This is a genomic window from Paraburkholderia sp. HC6.4b, assembly GCF_014200875.1.
GTDB classification, from domain to species: domain Bacteria; phylum Pseudomonadota; class Gammaproteobacteria; order Burkholderiales; family Burkholderiaceae; genus Paraburkholderia; species Paraburkholderia tuberum.
The window spans coordinates 145,835-164,623 of record NZ_JACHDC010000001.1; the positions used below are offsets into that span (position 1 = coordinate 145,835).

15 protein-coding genes are annotated in these 18,789 nt (G+C 64.9%); 3 read left to right on the top strand and 12 right to left on the bottom strand.

Going from position 1 to position 18,789, the window contains the following annotated elements:
• Positions 1-88: 88 nt before the first annotated feature.
• The 12 genes from fabZ to rpsB form a co-directional block, all read right to left on the bottom strand.
• Positions 89-553, bottom strand: a complete 465-nt coding sequence (gene fabZ / locus HDG34_RS00635) for a 3-hydroxyacyl-ACP dehydratase FabZ (protein WP_006048683.1) — start codon at positions 551-553, stop codon at positions 89-91.
• A gap of 185 nt (positions 554-738) precedes the next feature.
• Positions 739-1,851 (bottom strand): UDP-3-O-(3-hydroxymyristoyl)glucosamine N-acyltransferase, encoded by a 1,113-nt coding sequence (lpxD, locus tag HDG34_RS00640; RefSeq protein ID WP_090800579.1) that lies wholly within the window; start codon positions 1,849-1,851, stop codon positions 739-741.
• 152 nt (positions 1,852-2,003) lie between these two features.
• Positions 2,004-2,525, bottom strand: a complete 522-nt coding sequence (locus tag HDG34_RS00645; protein WP_026225318.1) for an OmpH family outer membrane protein — start codon at positions 2,523-2,525, stop codon at positions 2,004-2,006.
• 89 nt (positions 2,526-2,614) lie between these two features.
• Positions 2,615-4,918, bottom strand: a complete 2,304-nt coding sequence (bamA, locus tag HDG34_RS00650; RefSeq protein WP_184056894.1) for an outer membrane protein assembly factor BamA — start codon at positions 4,916-4,918, stop codon at positions 2,615-2,617.
• A gap of 67 nt (positions 4,919-4,985) precedes the next feature.
• The gene (gene rseP / locus HDG34_RS00655) at positions 4,986-6,380 is read right to left on the bottom strand and encodes an RIP metalloprotease RseP (protein ID WP_184056897.1); all 1,395 of its coding nucleotides are present in this window, start codon (positions 6,378-6,380) and stop codon (positions 4,986-4,988) included.
• Between the two features lie 7 nt (positions 6,381-6,387).
• A complete protein-coding gene (locus HDG34_RS00660; protein ID WP_184056899.1) occupies positions 6,388-7,593 on the bottom strand; it encodes a 1-deoxy-D-xylulose-5-phosphate reductoisomerase in 1,206 nt (401 codons plus the stop codon).
• Between the two features lie 10 nt (positions 7,594-7,603).
• A complete protein-coding gene (locus HDG34_RS00665; protein WP_184056901.1) occupies positions 7,604-8,425 on the bottom strand; it encodes a phosphatidate cytidylyltransferase in 822 nt (273 codons plus the stop codon).
• Positions 8,419-9,198: a polyprenyl diphosphate synthase gene (uppS, locus tag HDG34_RS00670; protein ID WP_184049130.1), complete on the bottom strand. Its 780-nt coding sequence runs from the start codon at positions 9,196-9,198 to the stop codon at positions 8,419-8,421. The genes HDG34_RS00665 and uppS overlap by 7 nt, the downstream gene beginning before the upstream one ends.
• A gap of 62 nt (positions 9,199-9,260) precedes the next feature.
• The gene (frr, locus tag HDG34_RS00675; RefSeq protein ID WP_090800586.1) at positions 9,261-9,821 is read right to left on the bottom strand and encodes a ribosome recycling factor; all 561 of its coding nucleotides are present in this window, start codon (positions 9,819-9,821) and stop codon (positions 9,261-9,263) included.
• Between the two features lie 97 nt (positions 9,822-9,918).
• Positions 9,919-10,632, bottom strand: a complete 714-nt coding sequence (gene pyrH / locus HDG34_RS00680; protein WP_090800588.1) for a UMP kinase — start codon at positions 10,630-10,632, stop codon at positions 9,919-9,921.
• A 222-nt stretch (positions 10,633-10,854) separates the two neighbouring features.
• Positions 10,855-11,736 (bottom strand): translation elongation factor Ts, encoded by an 882-nt coding sequence (gene tsf / locus HDG34_RS00685; protein WP_090800589.1) that lies wholly within the window; start codon positions 11,734-11,736, stop codon positions 10,855-10,857.
• Between the two features lie 217 nt (positions 11,737-11,953).
• Positions 11,954-12,706 (bottom strand): 30S ribosomal protein S2, encoded by a 753-nt coding sequence (gene rpsB, locus HDG34_RS00690; protein ID WP_013089705.1) that lies wholly within the window; start codon positions 12,704-12,706, stop codon positions 11,954-11,956.
• A 555-nt stretch (positions 12,707-13,261) separates the two neighbouring features.
• On the opposite strand from rpsB, the gene map reads away from it, so the two are divergent.
• Genes map through HDG34_RS40025 form a run of 3 tightly spaced genes read left to right on the top strand, consistent with a single transcriptional unit; the run spans position 13,262 to position 18,729 of the window.
• A complete protein-coding gene (gene map, locus HDG34_RS00695) occupies positions 13,262-14,071 on the top strand; it encodes a type I methionyl aminopeptidase (RefSeq protein ID WP_184056903.1) in 810 nt (269 codons plus the stop codon).
• 29 nt (positions 14,072-14,100) lie between these two features.
• A complete protein-coding gene (locus tag HDG34_RS00700; RefSeq protein ID WP_184056905.1) occupies positions 14,101-16,680 on the top strand; it encodes a [protein-PII] uridylyltransferase in 2,580 nt (859 codons plus the stop codon).
• 6 nt (positions 16,681-16,686) lie between these two features.
• The gene (locus HDG34_RS40025; protein ID WP_184056907.1) at positions 16,687-18,729 is read left to right on the top strand and encodes a pseudouridine synthase; all 2,043 of its coding nucleotides are present in this window, start codon (positions 16,687-16,689) and stop codon (positions 18,727-18,729) included.
• The last annotated feature ends 60 nt before the right edge of the window (positions 18,730-18,789 follow it).

Genomic DNA, 18,789 nt, shown 5'->3' on the forward strand with positions numbered 1-18,789 from the left:
TGATTCTGTTGCGTTGTGTGGATGGCCTTGCCGTCAGGGCCGCCGCGCGCGTGCCTTGCCGCGCCGCGACCTGCCCCGACGCGGGCTTTTACGCGTCTTTGTCCGTGTGGCGCACCGCGCACATCAGATCGGCTTCCGCCGCGACGACGCCATCCACTTCGGCGCGCGCCTTGAACTTCCAGATGCCGCGCATGTGACGCTCGAACGTGCAGTTCAGGATCAGCTGATCGCCCGGTTCCACCACGCGCTTGAAGCGCGCGTTGTCGATGCCGACGAACAGGTACAGCGTGTTCGACGGATCGCTCGGCTCTTCCGAGAACGTCAGCAGCGCCGCGGTCTGCGCGAGGGCTTCGAGGATCAGCACGCCTGGCATCACCGGCCGCGTCGGGAAATGTCCCTGGAAATACGGCTCATTGATCGACACGTTCTTCAACGCTTTGATGCTCTTGTGCGGTTCGAGTTCGAGCACCCGGTCGACCAGCAGGATCGGATAACGATGCGGCAGCAGCGTGAGAATCTTATGAATGTCGAGATTGATTTTTTCGGTGCTCATGGTGTTTCTGCTCACGCATTGACTGCGCGACGATGACTGCGGATGCTGGTGCAGGTGGGTTGAAAACGCGCACGACCGGCGCCTCTGATGACCGGTGGTCGTGCCACCCGGTCACGGCCACCGGCTTTGCTTCACGATGCTCGACCAGTATTTTACGCGGTGCCGATGGGTCGCCGGGATAACTGTCAGATCTTGTTGCCTGCGGGTTGACCTGCGGCGCCGTCAGTGGCATTGCCGGCTTTGTCGACGGTGGCGTTCTCCAGCGCTTTGATGCGATCGCGAAGCTTGTCGATATTGCGCAGCAGCGCGGCGCTTTTGTTCCAGTCCGCGTGGTTCACGGCCGGGAACGCGCTCGTGTACATGCCGGGCTTCAGCAGCGACTTCGACACGCCCGACTTTGCGGTGACGATCACGTAATCGGCGAGCGTCACGTGTCCGGCAATGCCGACCGCGCCGCCGATCATGCAATGACGGCCGATGGTCGTGCTGCCCGCGATGCCCGCGCAGCCCGCGATCACCGTGTAGGCGCCGACCTTGCAGTTGTGGCCGATCTGCACGAGGTTGTCGATCTTCACGCACTCCTCGATGATCGTGTCGGCCATCGCGCCGCGGTCGATCGTGGTGTTCGCGCCGATTTCGACGTCGTTCGCGATCGACACGCCGCCGACCTGGGGAATCTTGACCCAACTGCCGGTGCGTGCGTCGCCCTCGCCGACGAAGTCGGGCGCGAAGCCGAAGCCGTCCGAGCCGATCACCGCGCCCGCGTGGACGATCACGCGCTCGCCGAGCTTGCAGCCGTGGTACACGGTCACGTTCGGATACAGATGTGAGTTCGCCCCGACGCGGGTGCCGCGGCCGATTACGACGTTGGCGTCGAGCCGCGCGTGCTCGCCGATCACTGCGCCCGCTTCCACGGTGACACGCGGACCGATCACCGCGCTCGCGGCGACCTGGGCGGAAGGATCGATGGTTGCGCTCGGATGCACGCCGGGGACCGCCCTCGGCGCGGCCAGGTCGATGAAGGTTTGCGCGATGCGCGCAAAGTAAGCGTAGGGATTCGGCGTGACGATGAAGTTTCGAGCTTCGCGCGAGGCGAGCTTCGCAAGGTCGCCGGCATTGATCAGCACTGCGCCGGCGCGGGTCGTTTCGACCTGCGACAGATACTTCGGATTGGCGAGGAACGCCAACTGGTCCGGGCCGGCCTGGTCGAGCGGCGCAAGACTGCTCACGCGCTGCGCCCCGTTACCGACTACTTCACCGCCGAACCGCTGGACGATGTCCTCGAGCGTAAATGCCATGCCTATCCTGTCTCCAATGTCGACCAGAGTTGGCGCTTTAGCGCTTACTCTGGTCCCATTCAAATCATTGCGAGGGCGCGCGCCGAGGCGTGCGGGGCGACCGTGCGCCGCCCTCAGTCGCCCTCAGTCGCCCTCATTGCCCTTAGTTGCCCTCAGTTGCCCGATGCCGCAAGTGCCTTCAGCACCTGGTCGGTGATATCGATGCGCGGGCTCACGTACACCGCTTCCTGGACGATCAGATCGTAGTGCTGCGTTTCGGCGATCTGCTTGATGACCTTGTTCGCGCGATCGAGCACCGCCGCGAGTTCCTCGTTGCGGCGCTGGTTCAGGTCTTCGCGGAACTCACGCTGCTTGCGTTGGAAGTCCGAGTCGAGCTGCGACAGGTCGCGCTGCTTTTGCGCGCGATCGGTCGCCGACATTGTCGCGCCATTCTTGTCGAGTGCATCGGACATCGACTTGAGCTTTTGCGCCATGTCGGCGAGATCCTTGTCCCGCTTCGCGAATTCGGCCTCGAGCTTCAGCTGCGCGGCTTTCGCCGCCGCCGATTCGCGCAGGATGCGGTCGGAATTCACCGCGGCGATCCTCGCCTCCTGCGCGTGCGCCATGCCGACCCCGAGGGTCATTGCCAGCGCCAATGCGCACGCTACACGTTTCGAAAACATACCGGTTAGCAAAGTCATCCTCTCGATACTGTAGTTTGGCCGGGTCCGCCGCCGCAGCCGGCCGCCGGCAACGCCGGCCGCCGGGAACACCCGCCGCCCGATCAGAACGCCGTCCCGATCTGGAACTGGAACTTCTGGTACTGGTCGCCAGTGTGCTTCGTGAGCGGGAAGCCAAGGCTCAACTTGAGCGGGCCGATCGGCGAGATCCACGCGAGACCCACACCGTAGCCGTAACGCAGGCCATTTGCGCCGATGCTGTTACCTTCCGTTCCCCACACGTTACCGGCGTCGAGGAACGTGAACACACGCAGCGTGCGATCGTAGCCCGTGCCCGGCAGCGGGAACGTGAGCTCGATATTGCCGACGAGCAGCTTCGAGCCGCCGATCGGGTCGTTGGTCTTCGCGTCTCGCGGACCGAGCGAGCTCGGCTCGTAGCCGCGCACCGAACCGATACCGCCGGCGAAGTAGTTCTTGAAGATCGGATAAGGCTTGCCGCCGAGGCCGTTACCGTAGCCGCCCTGGAAGTTGAAGCCCAGCACGAAGCCACGCGCGAACGAGTAATAGTACTGCGCGTTGATGTCGGCCTTGTAGTACTGCGTGCCCCCGATCGGCGTGCCGTACTCGGCGTTCGCCTGCGTGAAGTAGCCGCGGCTCGGCACCAGCGCGCTGTCACGCGCGTCGCGCGACCAACCGACCGTCAGCGGTACGTTGTTCGACACGCGGCCGAACTGGTTCACGTAGTCGATATAGCTTTGCGGCGTATTCGAGTCGATGTCGAGCTGGTTCTGCTCGAAACCGACGCCGAAAAACACCGTGTCGACTTCGGAGAACGGAATGCCGAACTTCAGGTCACCGCCAATCGTGACGATCTTGAAGCTCGAATCGGTCGAATAGTACAGCGGCTGGTACGTGCGGTAGTAGACGTCGGTGATCCGCTTGATGCCGTCCACGGTGAAGTACGGGTCGACCTGCGTGACCGTCAGCGTACGGTACGTCTTCGCGGTATTGATGTTCACCGAGAGGCTCGTGCCGGAGCCGAACACGTTGTCCTGCGAGATACCCGCCGACAGCACCACCTTGTCCGTCGATGAGAAGCCCGCGCCAAGCGTGATCGCGCCGGTCGGCTTTTCGGCGACCTTCACGTCGATGTCGACCTGGTCGGGCGTGCCTTCGACCGGCACCGTGGTCACGTCGACGTCGGTGAAGTAGCCGAGACGGTTGATACGGTCCTTCGACAGCGCGAGGCGGTTCGAATCGAACCACGAGCTTTCGAGCTGGCGCATCTCGCGGCGCACCACTTCGTCGCGCGTGCGCGTGTTGCCGACCACGTTGATGCGCCGCACGTACACGCGACGGCTCGGGTCGACCTGAAGCGTCAGGTCGACGGTGTGGTTGTTCTGGTCGATCTGCGGCTGTGCATTGACGGTCGCGAACGCGTAGCCGTACTCGCCGAGCTTGTCGACGATCGCCTTCGTGGTGGCCTGCAGCTTTTCGGCCGAGAAGCGGTCGCCCGGCTTGATCTTGATCAGCTTCTTCAGTTCCGCTTCGCGGTCGAGCAGATTGCCGGCGAGGCGGATGTTCGAAATCGTGTACGGCTGACCTTCATGCAGCGTGACCGTCAGGTACATGTCCTTCTTGTCCGGCGAAATCGACACCTGGGTCGATTCGATGCTGAACTCGAGATAGCCGCGGTTCAGGTAGTACGAGCGGACGTTCTCGAGGTCGCCGGTGAGCTTGTCTTTCGCGTACAGGTCGTTCTTCGTGTACCACGAGAACCAGTTCGGCGTGGACAGCTGCATTTCGTCGCGCAACGTGCCGGTGCTGAATGTCTTGTTGCCGATGAAGTTGATCTGACGGATCTTCGCGCTCGGACCTTCGGCCACCGAGAACAGGATGCCGACGCGGTTGCGGTCGATCGGCGTGATCGTCGTGGTGACTTCAGCCGCGTAAAAACCGCGCGTCAGATACTGGCGCTTCAGTTCCTGCTCGGCCTTGTCGACGAGGGCCTTGTCGTAGTAGCGACCTTGCGACAGCCCGACCGCGCGCAGCGCCTTGATCAGATTGTCCTTGTCGAACTCGTGGATACCGGCGAAGTCGATCGTGCCGATGGCCGGGCGCTCTTGCACCTGCACGATCACCACGTTGCCTTCGGTCGCGATCTTGACGTCGTTGAAGAAGCCCGTCGCGTACAGCGCGCGAATCGCTTCGGACGCCTTGTCGTCGGAAAAGGTATCGCCTTGCTTGATGGGCAGGTACGCGAACACCGTGCCCGGTTCGACGCGTTGCAATCCCTCAATGCGAATGTCTTGCACCACGAAGGGCGTCGTTGCGTGAGCAACCAGCCCATGCGCGGCGAACGCCGCGGCTACAACCGTCTTTGGACCAAAGCGATGAGGTTTGAACAACGTGCTTCCCCAGTATGTATAGCTGCATCAGGCCTGGCGGCCGCCCTCGTGAACGCCGCCGGACACTTTAAAAATGGATTAAACGAGCCAGATCGTTGAACAGCGCAATCGCCGACAACGCGACGATGCAGGCAAGCCCCGCCCTCTGAAAAACGAGTTGCCAGCGATCGGAGACAACTTTACCGGTCACAGCTTCAACCAAATAATATAACAGATGACCCCCATCCAATACCGGAATTGGTAGCAGGTTCAGCACGCCGAGGCTAATGCTGACAAGGGCCAGGAACGACAGAAACGCGGCAGGACCCAGACGTGCGCTCTTTCCCGCGTAGTCGGCGATCGTCACCGGACCGGACAGATTCTTCAGCGACGCCTCGCCGACGATCATCCGGCCGAACATCCTGACCGAGTACACCGCGAGATCCCAGGTACGGCGCGCGCCGAGGTGGAGGCTCTCGAGCGGCCCGTAGCGCACGTCGATCGACGGCACCTGGGTCGCCAGCTCCGCGCCGATGCGGCCGATCTGCTGCCCGCTCGCCGCATCGCGCTGCAGTTGCGGCACGATGGTGATTTCTTCGAGCGCGCCCGCCGCATGACCGCCACGGCCCCCGCGCTCCACCCGCAGCGTGACCGGCACGCCGGCGTGCGATTTTACAAAAGCGATGAAGGCCGAGGCATTATCGGTCGGCGTGCCGTTGATCGCGCGCAGCCGGTCGCCGGCGACGAGCCCCGCCTTTTGCGCGGCGCTGCCCGCCTGCACGCCCGCCACCGTCAGCTTGCCGCCGCCGGGCTCGAAGCCGAGGCGCGACATCAGATCGTCGTCGACGTCTTTCTCGCCGAGGCCGCGCAGGTCCATCGGAAAATCGGACGTGCCGTGCGCGTCTTTTGCACTGAGCACGATGCGCTGCTGATCGAACGCGGCGCCGAGCAGCTTCCAGCGCAGATCCGACCACGACCGCACCGGCTCGGTCTCATCGCTATGGCCGGTGCGCACACCGACGATGGTCTCGCCGCCTTCGAAGCCCGCCAGCGCGGCCGGCGTGTTCGGCGCGGGTGTCGCGATCACGGCGGCCGGTTCGGTCACGCCAGTTGCGAACACGAGCGCGAACAGCACGATCGCGAGCAGGAAATTCGCGACCGGACCGGCCACGACGATCGCGAAGCGCCGCCACACCGACTGGCGGTTGAACGCATGCGGCAGATCCGCTTCGGGAATCGAACCGGGGCCGGTCTCGCGCTCGTCGAGCATCTTCACGTAGCCGCCGAGCGGCAGCGCGGCAATCGTCCACTCGGTGCCCGTCTTCGGACTGACCCACTGAACGAGCGGCTTGCCGAAGCCGATCGAGAAGCGCAGCACCTTCACGCCGCACAGACGCGCGACGCTGTAGTGCCCGTACTCGTGGACTACCACGAGTACGCCAATCGCAACCGCGAAAGCGAGCAGTTCGATCAGCAGATTCATAAACGCCTCACTGGACGGCGCGTTCCGTGCGACGGGCGCCGTCAGGCAGACGCGCGATGAATTCGGTAGCAGCTCGGCGCGCGGCGGCGTCCGCTTCGATGACGTCGTCGAGCGCGTGCGCGCTGCGGTTCGGCAACGCGTTCAGCACCGAGTCGACCGCCTCGGCAATCGCCATGAAGCCGATGCGGCGAGCGAGAAATGCCTCCACCGCGATCTCGTTCGCGGCGTTCAACGCCGCGCTCGCGACGCCGCCTTCCGCAAGCGCCTTCATGGCGAGCGCGAGGCACGGGAAGCGCGCGTAGTCGGGTTTTTCGAACGACAGCGACGCGATCTCCGCGAGATCGAGCTGCGCGACTCCGGAATCGACGCGATCCGGAAACGCGAGCGCGTGCGCGATCGGCGTGCGCATGTCGGGGTTGCCGAGCTGCGCGAGCACCGAACCGTCCGCGTACGACACCAGCGAATGAATCACGCTCTGCGGATGGATCAGCACCTCGATGCGCTCGCCGGGCAGGTTGAACAGCCAGTGCGCCTCGATCACTTCGAGGCCCTTGTTCATCATCGTGGCCGAGTCGACCGAGATCTTGCGGCCCATCACCCAGTTCGGATGCTTGCAGGCTTCATCAGGCGTCACGTCGACGAGCGTGGCCGGTTCGCGCGTGCGGAACGGGCCGCCCGATGCGGTCAGGATGATCTTTGAAACGCCGCCATGCAGCGACGCTTCACGCGGCAGGCATTGGAAAATCGCGTTGTGTTCGCTGTCGACCGGCAGCAGCACCGCGCCGTGGTCGCGCACCGCGTCCATGAAGATCGCGCCGGACATCACCAGCGCTTCCTTGTTCGCGAGCAGGATGCGCTTGCCGGCGCGCGCCGCGGCAAGGCTCGGCGCGAGACCGGCCGCGCCGACGATCGCCGCGACCACCGTGTCGCAGCCCTCGCTCTTCGCGACGTCGACGAGCGCCTGCGGCCCGTACGTGACCTCGGTCTTGCTGCCCGCTTCGCGCAGCTTCGCGGCGACCTTCGCGGCCGTGTCGGCGTCGCCGACCACCGCCACTTCGGGCGCGAACCGCAGGCATTGCCCGACGAGCTTGTCGCCGTTGCGATGCGCGCTCAGCGCGTAAATCGAAAACCGCTCGGGATGACGCGCGACCACGTCGAGCGTACTGTCTCCAATCGAGCCCGTAGAACCGAGCAATGTCAGACGTTTTTGCATATCTCTTTCTCTAGCCGAGCAGCAGCATGGCGAGCGGCAGCACCGGCAACAACGCGTCGATGCGATCGAGCACGCCGCCGTGCCCCGGCAACAGGCCGCTCGAGTCTTTGACGCCGGCCTGACGTTTCATCAGCGATTCGAACAGATCACCGACCACGCTGAAAACCACCAGCAGGGTCAGCGCGAGCACCGTGCGCAGCGCACCCAGTTGCGCCAGCAGCGCAGAATACAGGGTCGGCTCGAACGCGTGCAAAAAGATCGCCGCGGCCGCGACGATCATGACCAGCAGCCAGCCGCCGATCGCCCCCTCCCAGGTTTTACCCGGACTGATCGCTGGCGCCAGCTTGTGCTTGCCAAATGCCTTCCCGGAGAAGTATGCGCCGATATCGGCGAGCCATACCAATAGCAGCAGCGACAGCACGAACGGCACACCCTGCATGCGCGCGGCGACGAGAGCATGCCAGCACGCGATGAAACCGACGATTCCGGCAAGAAACAGAAACGCGCGCCACGCGCCCTGCGCGAGCACGGGCTTGCGCAGCAGCACGAATGGACCGGCGATCACCCAGAAAATCGCCGCCGCCTGGAAGAACGGCCGCGCAGGCTCGGTGCCGATGCCCACCCGCGTACTGGTGACGAGTCCGAGTGCCGCGACGAGCGCGTACAGCACCGGACCCGCGCCACCGAGCTTCAGCAGGCGCGCCCACTCCCACGCTGCGAACACGACGACGAAAGCGATCAGCGCGCCGAATGCGCCGACAGGCGCGAACAGCGTGACAGGCAGGAACACTGCCAGCAACACGATCGCCGTGATGACACGGGTTTTTAGCATGGAAGCGAATCGACGTTCTGCGATTGCGGCTCGAGCTGAGCACTGGTGCGGCCGAAGCGGCGTTCCCGCTCCGTGTACGAAGCGATGGCGTGACCGAGCGCGTCGGCGTCGAAATCCGGCCAGAACGTGTCGGTGAAATAGAACTCGGTGTAGGCAAGCTGCCACAGCAGGAAGTTGCTGACGCGGCGCTCGCCGCCGGTGCGGATGAACAGGTCCGGCTCGGGTGCGTAGGCCATCGACAGGTGCTCGGCGAACGCGTCCTCGTTGACCTCGACCGGCCTGCCCGCCGCCGCTTGCTCGACGAGCTTGCGGGTGGCCTGCATGATGTCCCAGCGCCCGCCGTAGTTCGCGGCGATGGTCAGCGTGAGACGGGTATTGCGCGCGGTCTTGGTTTCCGCGCGCTTGATCAGATCGCGGATCTTGTCGTCGAAACGCTCGAGATCGCCGACCACGCGCAAACGGATCCCGTTCGCGTGCAGCTTGCCGATCTCGCGCTCGAGCGCGGTGACGAACAGGCGCATCAGGAACGATACCTCTTCGTTCGGACGGCGCCAGTTCTCCGAGCTGAACGCGAACAGCGTCAGATATTCGACGCCCCGCCGCGCGCACGCCTCGACGGCCGCCCGCACCGCGTCGACGCCGCGCGTATGGCCCGCCACGCGGGGCAGACGCCGCTGCGTGGCCCAACGGCCGTTGCCATCCATGATGATCGCGATATGTCGCGGCACCGCGGCGACTTCAGGCACGCGCACGGTTGAGCTGGTATAGGTCATGGCCGTCGGGACAGTAATGCCAGTAAAGAAGTGGAAATCAGAAGGTGCTGAGCCGAACGGCGTCAGACCGTCATGATCTCGGCTTCTTTCGTTGTGACGAGCTTGTCGATTTCGGCGACGAACTTGTCCGTCAGCTTCTGGACGTCGTCACCGGCACGACGCTCGTCGTCTTCCGAGATTTCCTTGTCCTTGACGAGCTTCTTCAGTTGCTCGTTGGCGTCGCGGCGCAGGTTGCGCACGGCCACCTTGGCCGTTTCGGCTTCGCTGCGAACGACCTTGGTCAGCTCGCGGCGACGCTCTTCGGTCAACGCTGGCATCGGTACGCGGATCACATCGCCATGGGTAGCTGGGTTCAGACCGAGATCCGACTCGCGGATCGCCTTTTCGACGACCTGGACCATCTTCTTTTCCCACGGCTGCACGCCGATCGTGCGCGCGTCGATCAGCGTCAGGTTCGCGACCTGCGAAATCGGCACCGGCGAGCCATAGTAGTCGCACTGGATATGATCGAGCAGGCCCGTGTGCGCACGGCCCGTGCGGATCTTCGACAGGTCGTTCCTGAACGCGTCGATGGAGCGCTGCATCTTCTGTTCAGCGCCCTTCCTGATATCAGCCACAGACATTTTTAAACCTCCGAACCTTCAAAACGGTGCGAGCCGCCCGGCACGCGCGATGCGGCGGCCCGGGCTCGCGTCAAAGCCCACGTAATGTAAACGAAGTTTACACGTGGACGAGGGTGCCCTCGTCCTCACCTAGCACGATGCGCTTGAGCGCACCGGGTTTGACGATCGAAAACACGCGGATCGGCAGCTTCTGGTCGCGGCACAGAGCGAAAGCCGTCGCGTCCATCACCTGCAGATTGCGGCCGATTGCCTCATCGAAGCTGATCGTGCTGTAGCGGGTCGCGCTCGAATCCTTCTTCGGATCGGCCGAATAGACGCCGTCCACCTTGGTCGCCTTCAGCACCACTTCCGCGCCGATTTCCGCGCCGCGCAATGCAGCGGCCGTGTCGGTCGTGAAGAACGGGTTGCCGGTGCCGGCCGCGAAGATCACGACCTTGCCTTCCTCGAGCTGGCGGATCGCGCGGGGCCGGATGTACGGCTCGACGACCTGGTCCATGCGCAGCGCCGATTGCACGCGCGCCTCGATGCCGGCGTGACGCATCGCGTCCTGCAGCGCCAGCGCGTTCATCATCGTGGCGAGCATACCCATGTAGTCCGCCGTTGCGCGGTCCATACCCGCCGCACCGCCCGCGACGCCGCGAAAAATATTGCCGCCGCCAATCACCACGGCCAGTTGCGTTCCGAGACGGACCACTTCGGCCACGTCCGCCACCATTCGTTCGATGGTTCCGCGATTGATGCCGAAGGCATCGTCGCCCATCAGAGCTTCACCGGAGAGTTTGAGCAGGACGCGTTTATAGGCAGTGGGCATAGGGGTATCCAGATCGCGCAGAACAGGGCAACAACAAGGGACTAATGTAGGGGTGAAATGCTGATTCGGGCAAGCACCGCCAAATTGGCGAACCCTGAGGTTCGCCAGCGGCGGCCGCGCGGCGAGGGTCAACTCGTGCGCGGCCTTGCGGCGCCGCCGACCGCGGCGAGGTCTTGCCTCGCCGCGGGTCCAAACGGTACGGCGGTGAAGCTTGGGTAACGCTTATTGTTGCTTTGCAGCTGCGACCTGGGCGGCCACTTCCGCTGCGAAGTCGTCCTGCTTCTTCTCGATGCCTTCGCCGACCACGAACAGCGCGAACTTCTGCACGCTCGAGTTGCCCGCCTTCAGCATCTGCTCGATCGTCTGCTTGTCGTTCTTCACGAACGTCTGGTTCAGCAGCGACACTTCCTTCAGGTACTTCTGCACGGTGCCGTCGACCATCTTGGCAACGATTTCAGCCGGCTTGCCCGATTCGGCGGCCTTCTGTTCAGCGATGCTGCGTTCCTTGGCGATCAGGTCCGCCGGCACGTCGTCCGACGACAGCGAGACCGGCTTCATCGCAGCGATGTGCATCGCCACGTCCTTGCCGACCTGTTCGTCCGCGCCGGTGTACTCGACCAGCACGCCGATGCGCGTGCCGTGCAGGTACGCCGCCAGCTTGTTCGCGGTGTCGAAGCGCACGAAACGGCGGATCGACAGGTTTTCGCCGATCTTGCCGACCAGCGCGAGGCGCACTGCGTCGACGGTTTGGCCGTCGAGCGGCAGGGCTGACAGCGCCGCGACGTCAGCCGGGTTTTGCGTCGCGACGAGTTCGGCGATCTTCTTCGAGAACGCGAGGAAGTCGTCGTTCTTCGAGACGAAGTCGGTTTCGCAGTTCAGCTCGACGAGCGAACCAGCGTTGCCGTTGATGAACGATGCGACGACGCCTTCGGCCGTCACGCGCGATGCCGCCTTGCTCGCCTTGTTGCCGAGCTTCACGCGCAGCAGTTCTTCAGCGCGCGCCAGATCGCCGTCGGCTTCCGTCAGCGCCTTCTTGCATTCCATCATCGGCGCGTCGGTCTTCGCGCGCAGTTCTGCAACCATGCTTGCGGTAATTGCCGCCATCATTTGCTCCTTGAGTTCTGTCTGTCACACGCCGCCCGCATTTCGATGCCGGCGGCAGGAATTCGTTTCAGCGTTTTCGCGCATTTTTTGCGAGCGACGCGCCCGCGTCGCCTCGAGCACTCTGCCAGATGCCCGTTACAACAACTGTCATAGACATCGCGACTTAAAAAAAGGGGGCCTGTAGAAAGCCCCCTTTTATGCCGGACACTGGGCAGCCTTACGCTTCCGGGTTGACCTCGACGAACTCGTCGCCGTCGCCGCCACGCGCAGCCTGGACCACTTCGTTGACCGCGTTGGCACGGCCTTCGAGGATCGCATCGGCCACGCCAGCCGCGTACAGGGCGACGGCCTTGCTGGCGTCGTCGTTACCCGGGATCACGTAGTCCACACCTTCCGGCGAGTGGTTCGTATCGACCACGGCGATGACCGGAATGCCGAGCTTGTTTGCTTCGGTCACGGCAATCTTGTGGTAGCCGACGTCAACCACGAAGATCGCGTCCGGAATGCCGCCCATGTCCTTCACGCCGCCGATCGACTTCTGCAGCTTGGCCATTTCACGTTCGAACAGAAGCGCTTCCTTCTTGCTCATGCGCTCGGTTTCACCGGCTTCCAGCGCCGCTTCCATGTCCTTCAGGCGCTTGATCGAAACCTTCAGCGTCTTGAAGTTGGTCAGCATGCCGCCGAGCCAGCGCGCGTTCACGAACGGCATACCAGCGCGCTGCGCTTCCTGGGCGATCGTGTCACGCGATTGACGCTTCGTACCGACGAACAGGATCGTGCCGCGGTTCGATGCCAGCTGACGCGCGTACTTCAGCGCGTCGTTGTACATCGGCAGCGTCTTTTCGAGGTTGATGATGTGAATCTTGTTGCGATGACCGAAAATGAAGGGGGCCATCTTCGGGTTCCAGAAGCGGGTCTGGTGACCGAAGTGGACACCTGCTTCCAGCATTTGACGCATCGTAACTGCCATGAAATTCTCCACGAGGGTTGGGTCTTAAACCGGCTGCCGTATCGGCCGCGCCCGCCTCTACCTTGGCTGGAACGCGACGACACCCTGGGTGCGCCGGCTTGCGAATTGGTTGCCTGACACGACTTTCTCTCACTCACGACACCCAACAACCGGAGTGCCGCGAGAAGCCGCTCCGCCCAGCTGCCATGCGCGAATTTGCGGACTCGCGAATGAAAGCGGACTAGGACCGACTTAGCCAAAGAGTATAGCACGCGACGACCGACTGACTCAACCGGCCCGACCACCGGCCGATGGTCCTACGCACAGGACCGCGCCGCCGGGCCCGAAGCCCGGCCTGGCGTCCTTTGGGCCGCCAATTTGCCGATTCTGGCGCTTTTCGCCCATTGCCACCCGATCCAGCGCAACGACCCGCCCCCCACTGCTGTAAAATGGCTCGATTCCGCCACGCGCGGGGGGCATTAAGGATCGACCGGCATTCCGTGCCCGGCAGACGCCCCTCCGCCCGGCCACCGCAACACCCAGCAAGCCTTATCCAGCAAGGCTTCCGAGGAAACCATGGCTATCACCATCAAAAACGAAGACGATATCGCGAAGATGCGCGTCGCCTGCCGGCTCGCGAGCGAAGTGCTCGACTACATCACGCCGTTCGTCAAGGCCGGCGTCACCACTGGCGAGCTCGACCGTCTGTGTCACGAATACATGCTGAAGGACCAGGGCACGGTCCCCGCGCCGCTGAATTACCAGCCGCCCGGCTACCCGCCCTACCCGAAAGCCACCTGCATTTCCGTCAACGACGTGATCTGCCACGGCATTCCGGGCGACAAGGCACTCAAAACCGGCGACGCGCTGAACATCGACATCACCGTGATCAAGGACGGCTATTTCGGCGACACGAGCCGCATGTTCATCGTCGGCGAAGGGTCGATCATGGCAAAGCGCCTCGTGCAAGCCACTTTCGAATGCATGTGGCTCGGCATCGACCAGGTGCGACCCGGCGCGCATCTCGGCGACATCGGCTATGCGATCCAGAAGCACGCCGAAGGCCTCGGCTACAGCGTGGTGCGCGAATATTGCGGACACGGCATCGGCACCGTATTCCACGAAGATCCGCAGATCCTGCACTACGGTCGCCCCGGCACCGGGTTCGAACTGCAGGCCGGTATGATCTTCACGATCGAGCCGATGATCAACGCCGGCCGCCGTGACATCCGCACGATGCCCGACCAGTGGACCGTCAAGACCAAGGACCGCAGCCTGTCCGCGCAGTGGGAGCACACGGTGCTCGTCACCGAGACCGGCCACGACGTGCTGACCGTGTCGGCCGGCACGCCGGCGCGTCCGCCCGTGGTCGCGGCCACGGCCTGACCGATTCCGACCACACCGCCTTCCTGCCAATGAGTAGCGTTCCAGCCGTCGCCCCCTCCCATGCCTCGTCGCTCAAGGCGGACTACAAAGTGGCCAAAGCCCAGTTGCTGGAACGCTTCCGAACGTCCACCAACGTCGACGCGTTGATGGCCGCCCTCGCGCGCGCCACGGACCATTCGCTGCGCGCCGCCTGGGACACCTGCGAGCTGCCCGACGACCTCGCGCTGGTCGCGGTTGGCGGCTATGGGCGCGGCGAACTCGCGCCGCACTCCGACATCGACATCCTGGTGCTGTTGCCCGACGCGCGGCTCGAGCATCTGGACGCGCGCATCGAGCGCTTCATCAGTCTCGCGTGGGATCTCGGGCTGGAACTCGGCAGCAGCGTGCGCAGCGTGTCGCAATGCATCGAGGAAGCGGCCAACGACGTCACGGTGCGTACCTCGCTGCTGGAAGCGCGCCGCATCACCGGCAGCACCGCACTGTTCGACGATTTCGCCCGGCGCTACCGTGCGGCGCTCGACCCGAAGGCGTTCTTCCAGGCGAAGGTGCTCGAAATGCGCCAGCGTCACGCGAAGTTTCAGGACACGCCCTACGCGCTCGAGCCGAACATCAAGGAAAGCCCGGGCGGGCTGCGCGACCTGCAGCTGATCCTGTGGATCACACAGGCGGCCGGCTTCGGCAGCAGCTGGCGCGAACTCGAAGCACGCGGACTCATCACCGAGCGCGAGGCGCGCGAGCTGCGCCACAACGAAGGCTTCCTGAAGTCGCTGCGTGCGCGGCTGCACGTGATCGCCGGGCGCCGCCAGGACATCCTGGTGTTCGACCTGCAGACGCCGGTCGCGGAAAGCTTCGGCCTCAAGCCGACCGCGACCAAGCGCGCGAGCGAGCAGCTGATGCGCCGCTACTACTGGGCCGCGAAAGCGGTCACGCAACTCGCGACGATCCTGATCCAGAACATCGAGGCGCAGCTGTTTCCGAGCACGAGCGGCATCACGCGCGTGCTGTCGGATCGCTTCGTCGAAAAGCAGGGCATGCTCGAAATCGCCTCCGACGACGTGTTCCAGCGCGAGCCGAATGCGATCCTCGAGGCGTTCCTGCTATACGAGCGCACCCCCGGCGTGAAGGGACTGTCGGCGCGCACGCTGCGCGCGATCTACAACGCCCGCGACGTGATGGACCAGCACTGGCGGCGCGATCCGGAAAATCGCCGGCTCTTCATGGAAATCCTGAAGCAGCCGGCCGGTATCACGCATGCGTTCCGGTTGATGAACCAGACGAGCGTGCTCGGGCGTTATCTGCTGAATTTCCGGCGCATCGTCGGGCAGATGCAGCACGACCTGTACCACGTGTTCACGGTCGATCAGCACATCCTGATGGTGCTGCGCAATCTGCGCCGCTTCGCGGTCGCCGAGCATGCGCACGAATACCCGTTCTGCAGCCAGTTGATCGTCAACTTCGACCGGCCGTGGGTGCTGTACGTGGCCGCGCTGTTTCATGACATCGCGAAGGGCCGCGGCGGCGATCATTCCACGCTGGGCATGGCCGACGCACGGCGCTTCTGCCGCCAGCACGGCATCGAAGGCGAGGATGGCGAGCTGGTCGTGTGGCTCGTGCAGCAGCATCTGACGATGAGCCAGGTCGCGCAGAAGCAGGACACGAGCGACCCTGAAGTGATCAAGCGCTTCGCCGAGCTGGTCGGCACCGAGCGCCGCCTGACCGCGCTCTATCTGCTGACCGTCGCCGACATCCGCGGCACCAGCCCGAAGGTCTGGAACACGTGGAAAGGCAAGCTGCTCGAAGACCTCTACCGGACCACGCTCGCCGTGCTTGGCGGTGCCCAGCCGGACGCGCATTCCGAGCTGAAGTCGCGCCAGGAAGAGGCGCTCGCGCTGCTGCGTCTCGAAACCGTGCCGGAAGGCGCGCAACGGGCGCTGTGGGACAAGCTGGACGTCGGCTATTTCCTGCGTCACGACGCGGCGGACATCGCGTGGCAGACGCGCGTGCTGTACCGCCACGTCGAAACGCCGACGCCGCTCGTACGCGCGCGGCCGTCGCCGATCGGCGAGGCGCTGCAGGTGCTCGTCTACGTGAAGGACCAGCCCGATCTGTTCGCGGGCATCTGCGCGTATTTCGACCGCAACGGCCTGTCGGTGCTCGATGCGCGCGTCAGCACGACGCGCCACGGCTACGCGCTCGACAACTTCCTCGTCGCGCACACCGAAGAGGACGTGCACTATCGCGACATCGCCAATCTGGTCGAGCAGGAGCTGACCGCGCGCCTCGGGGGCCACGGCACCTTGCTGCCGGGACCGTCGAAGGGCCGGCTGTCACGGCTGTCGCGCACCTTCCCCATTACGCCGCGCGTCGACCTGCGGGCCGATGAGCGCGGCCAATACTACATCCTGTCCGTGTCGGCGAACGACCGGCCGGGCCTTCTTTATTCGATCGCGCGCGTGCTGGCTGAGCACCGGGTCGGCGTCGCCTCGGCGCGGATCAATACGCTCGGCGAACGCGTCGAGGACGTGTTTCTGCTCGAAGGACACAGCCTGTCGGACAACCGCCTGCAAATTCAGGTCGAGACCGAACTACTGCGCGCGATCGCAATGTGAGATTTCATGCGAATCAAATTAACAGCGAAGCATCCGCGGCCGGCGGCGTCCGAACGCGCCCCTGTCCGCCCCGGCAGCGCGTCGGCGCGTAAGCCGACCCGTCCAGCGCGGCCGAAGCCATTCGAGGCGGAGGCCGGCGCGAAGCGCGGAGGCGCGGCATCGACGGGTGGTGGCGCGAAGCGGCCGGTCGGCGCGAAGCCGGCGGGCGCCGGTGCACGCGGGCCGCGTGCCGAAGGGTCGGGCGTGCGCGAACGGGGCGCGGCTGCCGCGGGCGCACCGCGCCGCTTCGAAGGTGCGGCTCAGCGAGGCGAGCGCGGAGAACGCGCGCCGCGTCGCTTTGAGGGCGGCGCTGAGCGTGGCGAACGCGCTCCTCGGCGCGATTTCGGCGAACGGACTGAACGCGCGCCGCGTCGTTTCGAAGGCAACGCTGAGCGTGGTGAACGCGGGCCTCGGCGCGATTTCGGCGAACGGACTGAACGCGCGCCGCGTCGTTTCGAAGGCAACGCTGAGCGTGGCGAACGCGGGCCTCGGCGCGAATTCGGCGAACGGACTGAACGCGCGCCGCGTCGTTTCGAAGGCAACGCTGAGCGTGGCGAACGCGCTCCTCGACGCGATTTCGGCGAACGGACTGAACGCGCGCCGCGTCGTTTCGAAGGCAACGCTGAGCGTGGCGAACGCGCTCCTCGACCCGAATTCGGCGAACGGACTGAACGCGCGCCGCGTCGTTTCGAAGGCAGCGCTGAGCGTGGCGAACGCGCTCCTCGGCGCGAATTCGGCGAGCGTGCAGAACGCGCACCCCGTCGTTTCGAGGGCAATGCGGAGCGCGGTGAGCGCGCACCGGGCCGCGACGCCGGCGAACGCCGTCCGTTCAGCGGTCCGCGCCCAGGCACAGGCAGGCCGCCGGAAGGCGGCGCGCGTGGCGATCGTCCGGTGCGCCGGGAGCGCGAGGCCGCCGACCGTCCGCGCTTCGGTAGCGATCGCGGTGAGCCGCAGGAGCGTCGCAGTGGCGATCGAGGCGCGCGCAGCGACAGCACCTCGCGCCGCTTCGAAAGCGAGCGTGGCGAGCGCAGCTTCGCGAAGCCGGCAAAAGGCGGCTACGGCGAACGCACCGAGCGTCGCGAGCGCCCTGCGCGCAGCTTCGACGACACGTTGCCGGCCGCGAACCGCCGCTTCGGCGACGACCGACCAGCCCGCGCCGCCAAGCCGCGAGCCTCGGCATCAGCAACCGCCCGCCCCGTCGACACCACCATCGACACTCCGCACCCGCCCCGCCGCGATCGCGAAGACGCGCCGGGCATGCTGCGTCTGTCGAAGCTGATGTCCAAGCTCGGCCTGTGCTCGCGTCGCGAGGCCGACGAATGGATCGAGAAAGGCTGGGTCATGGTCGACGGCGAGCGCGTCGATACGCTCGGCACGAAGGTGTTCCCGGATCAGCGCATCGACATCGACCCGGCCGCCGAAGCCTTTCAGTCGAGCCAGGTGACCGTGATCGTTCACAAGCCGGTCGGGCTCGTGTCGGGCCAGGCGGAGGACGGCTATCAGCCGGCCATCACGCTCGTCACGCCGGAGAATCGCTGGGAAGGCGACCGTTCGGGGATCCCCTTCTCGGCGTCGCATCTGCGCCAGCTCGCGCCGGCCGGGCGTCTCGACATCGATTCGACGGGCCTGCTCGTGCTGACGCAGGACGGCCGCATCGCGAAGCAACTGATCGGCGGTCACTCGGACGTGGACAAGGAGTATCTGGTGCGCGTCGCCTACGGCGATCACACGGTCGACGTCGAAAGCCATTTCCCGGCCGAAAAACTCGCGCTGCTGCGCCACGGCCTGTCGCTCGACGACGTCGCGCTGAAGCCCGCGCAGGTCAGCTGGCAGAACGGCGAGCAGCTGCGTTTCGTGCTGCGCGAAGGCAAGAAGCGTCAGATTCGCCGCATGTGCGAACTGGTCGGTCTCGAGGTGGTGGGCCTGAAGCGTGTGCGCGTGGGCCAGGTGATGCTCGGCGCGCTGCCGCCGGGACAGTGGCGCTATCTGTCGGAAGGCGAGTCGTTCTGAGGTCCGTCCAATGTGCCTCCTTGCTGAGAGCGGGCGCATCGGCACAACAAAAAACCCACG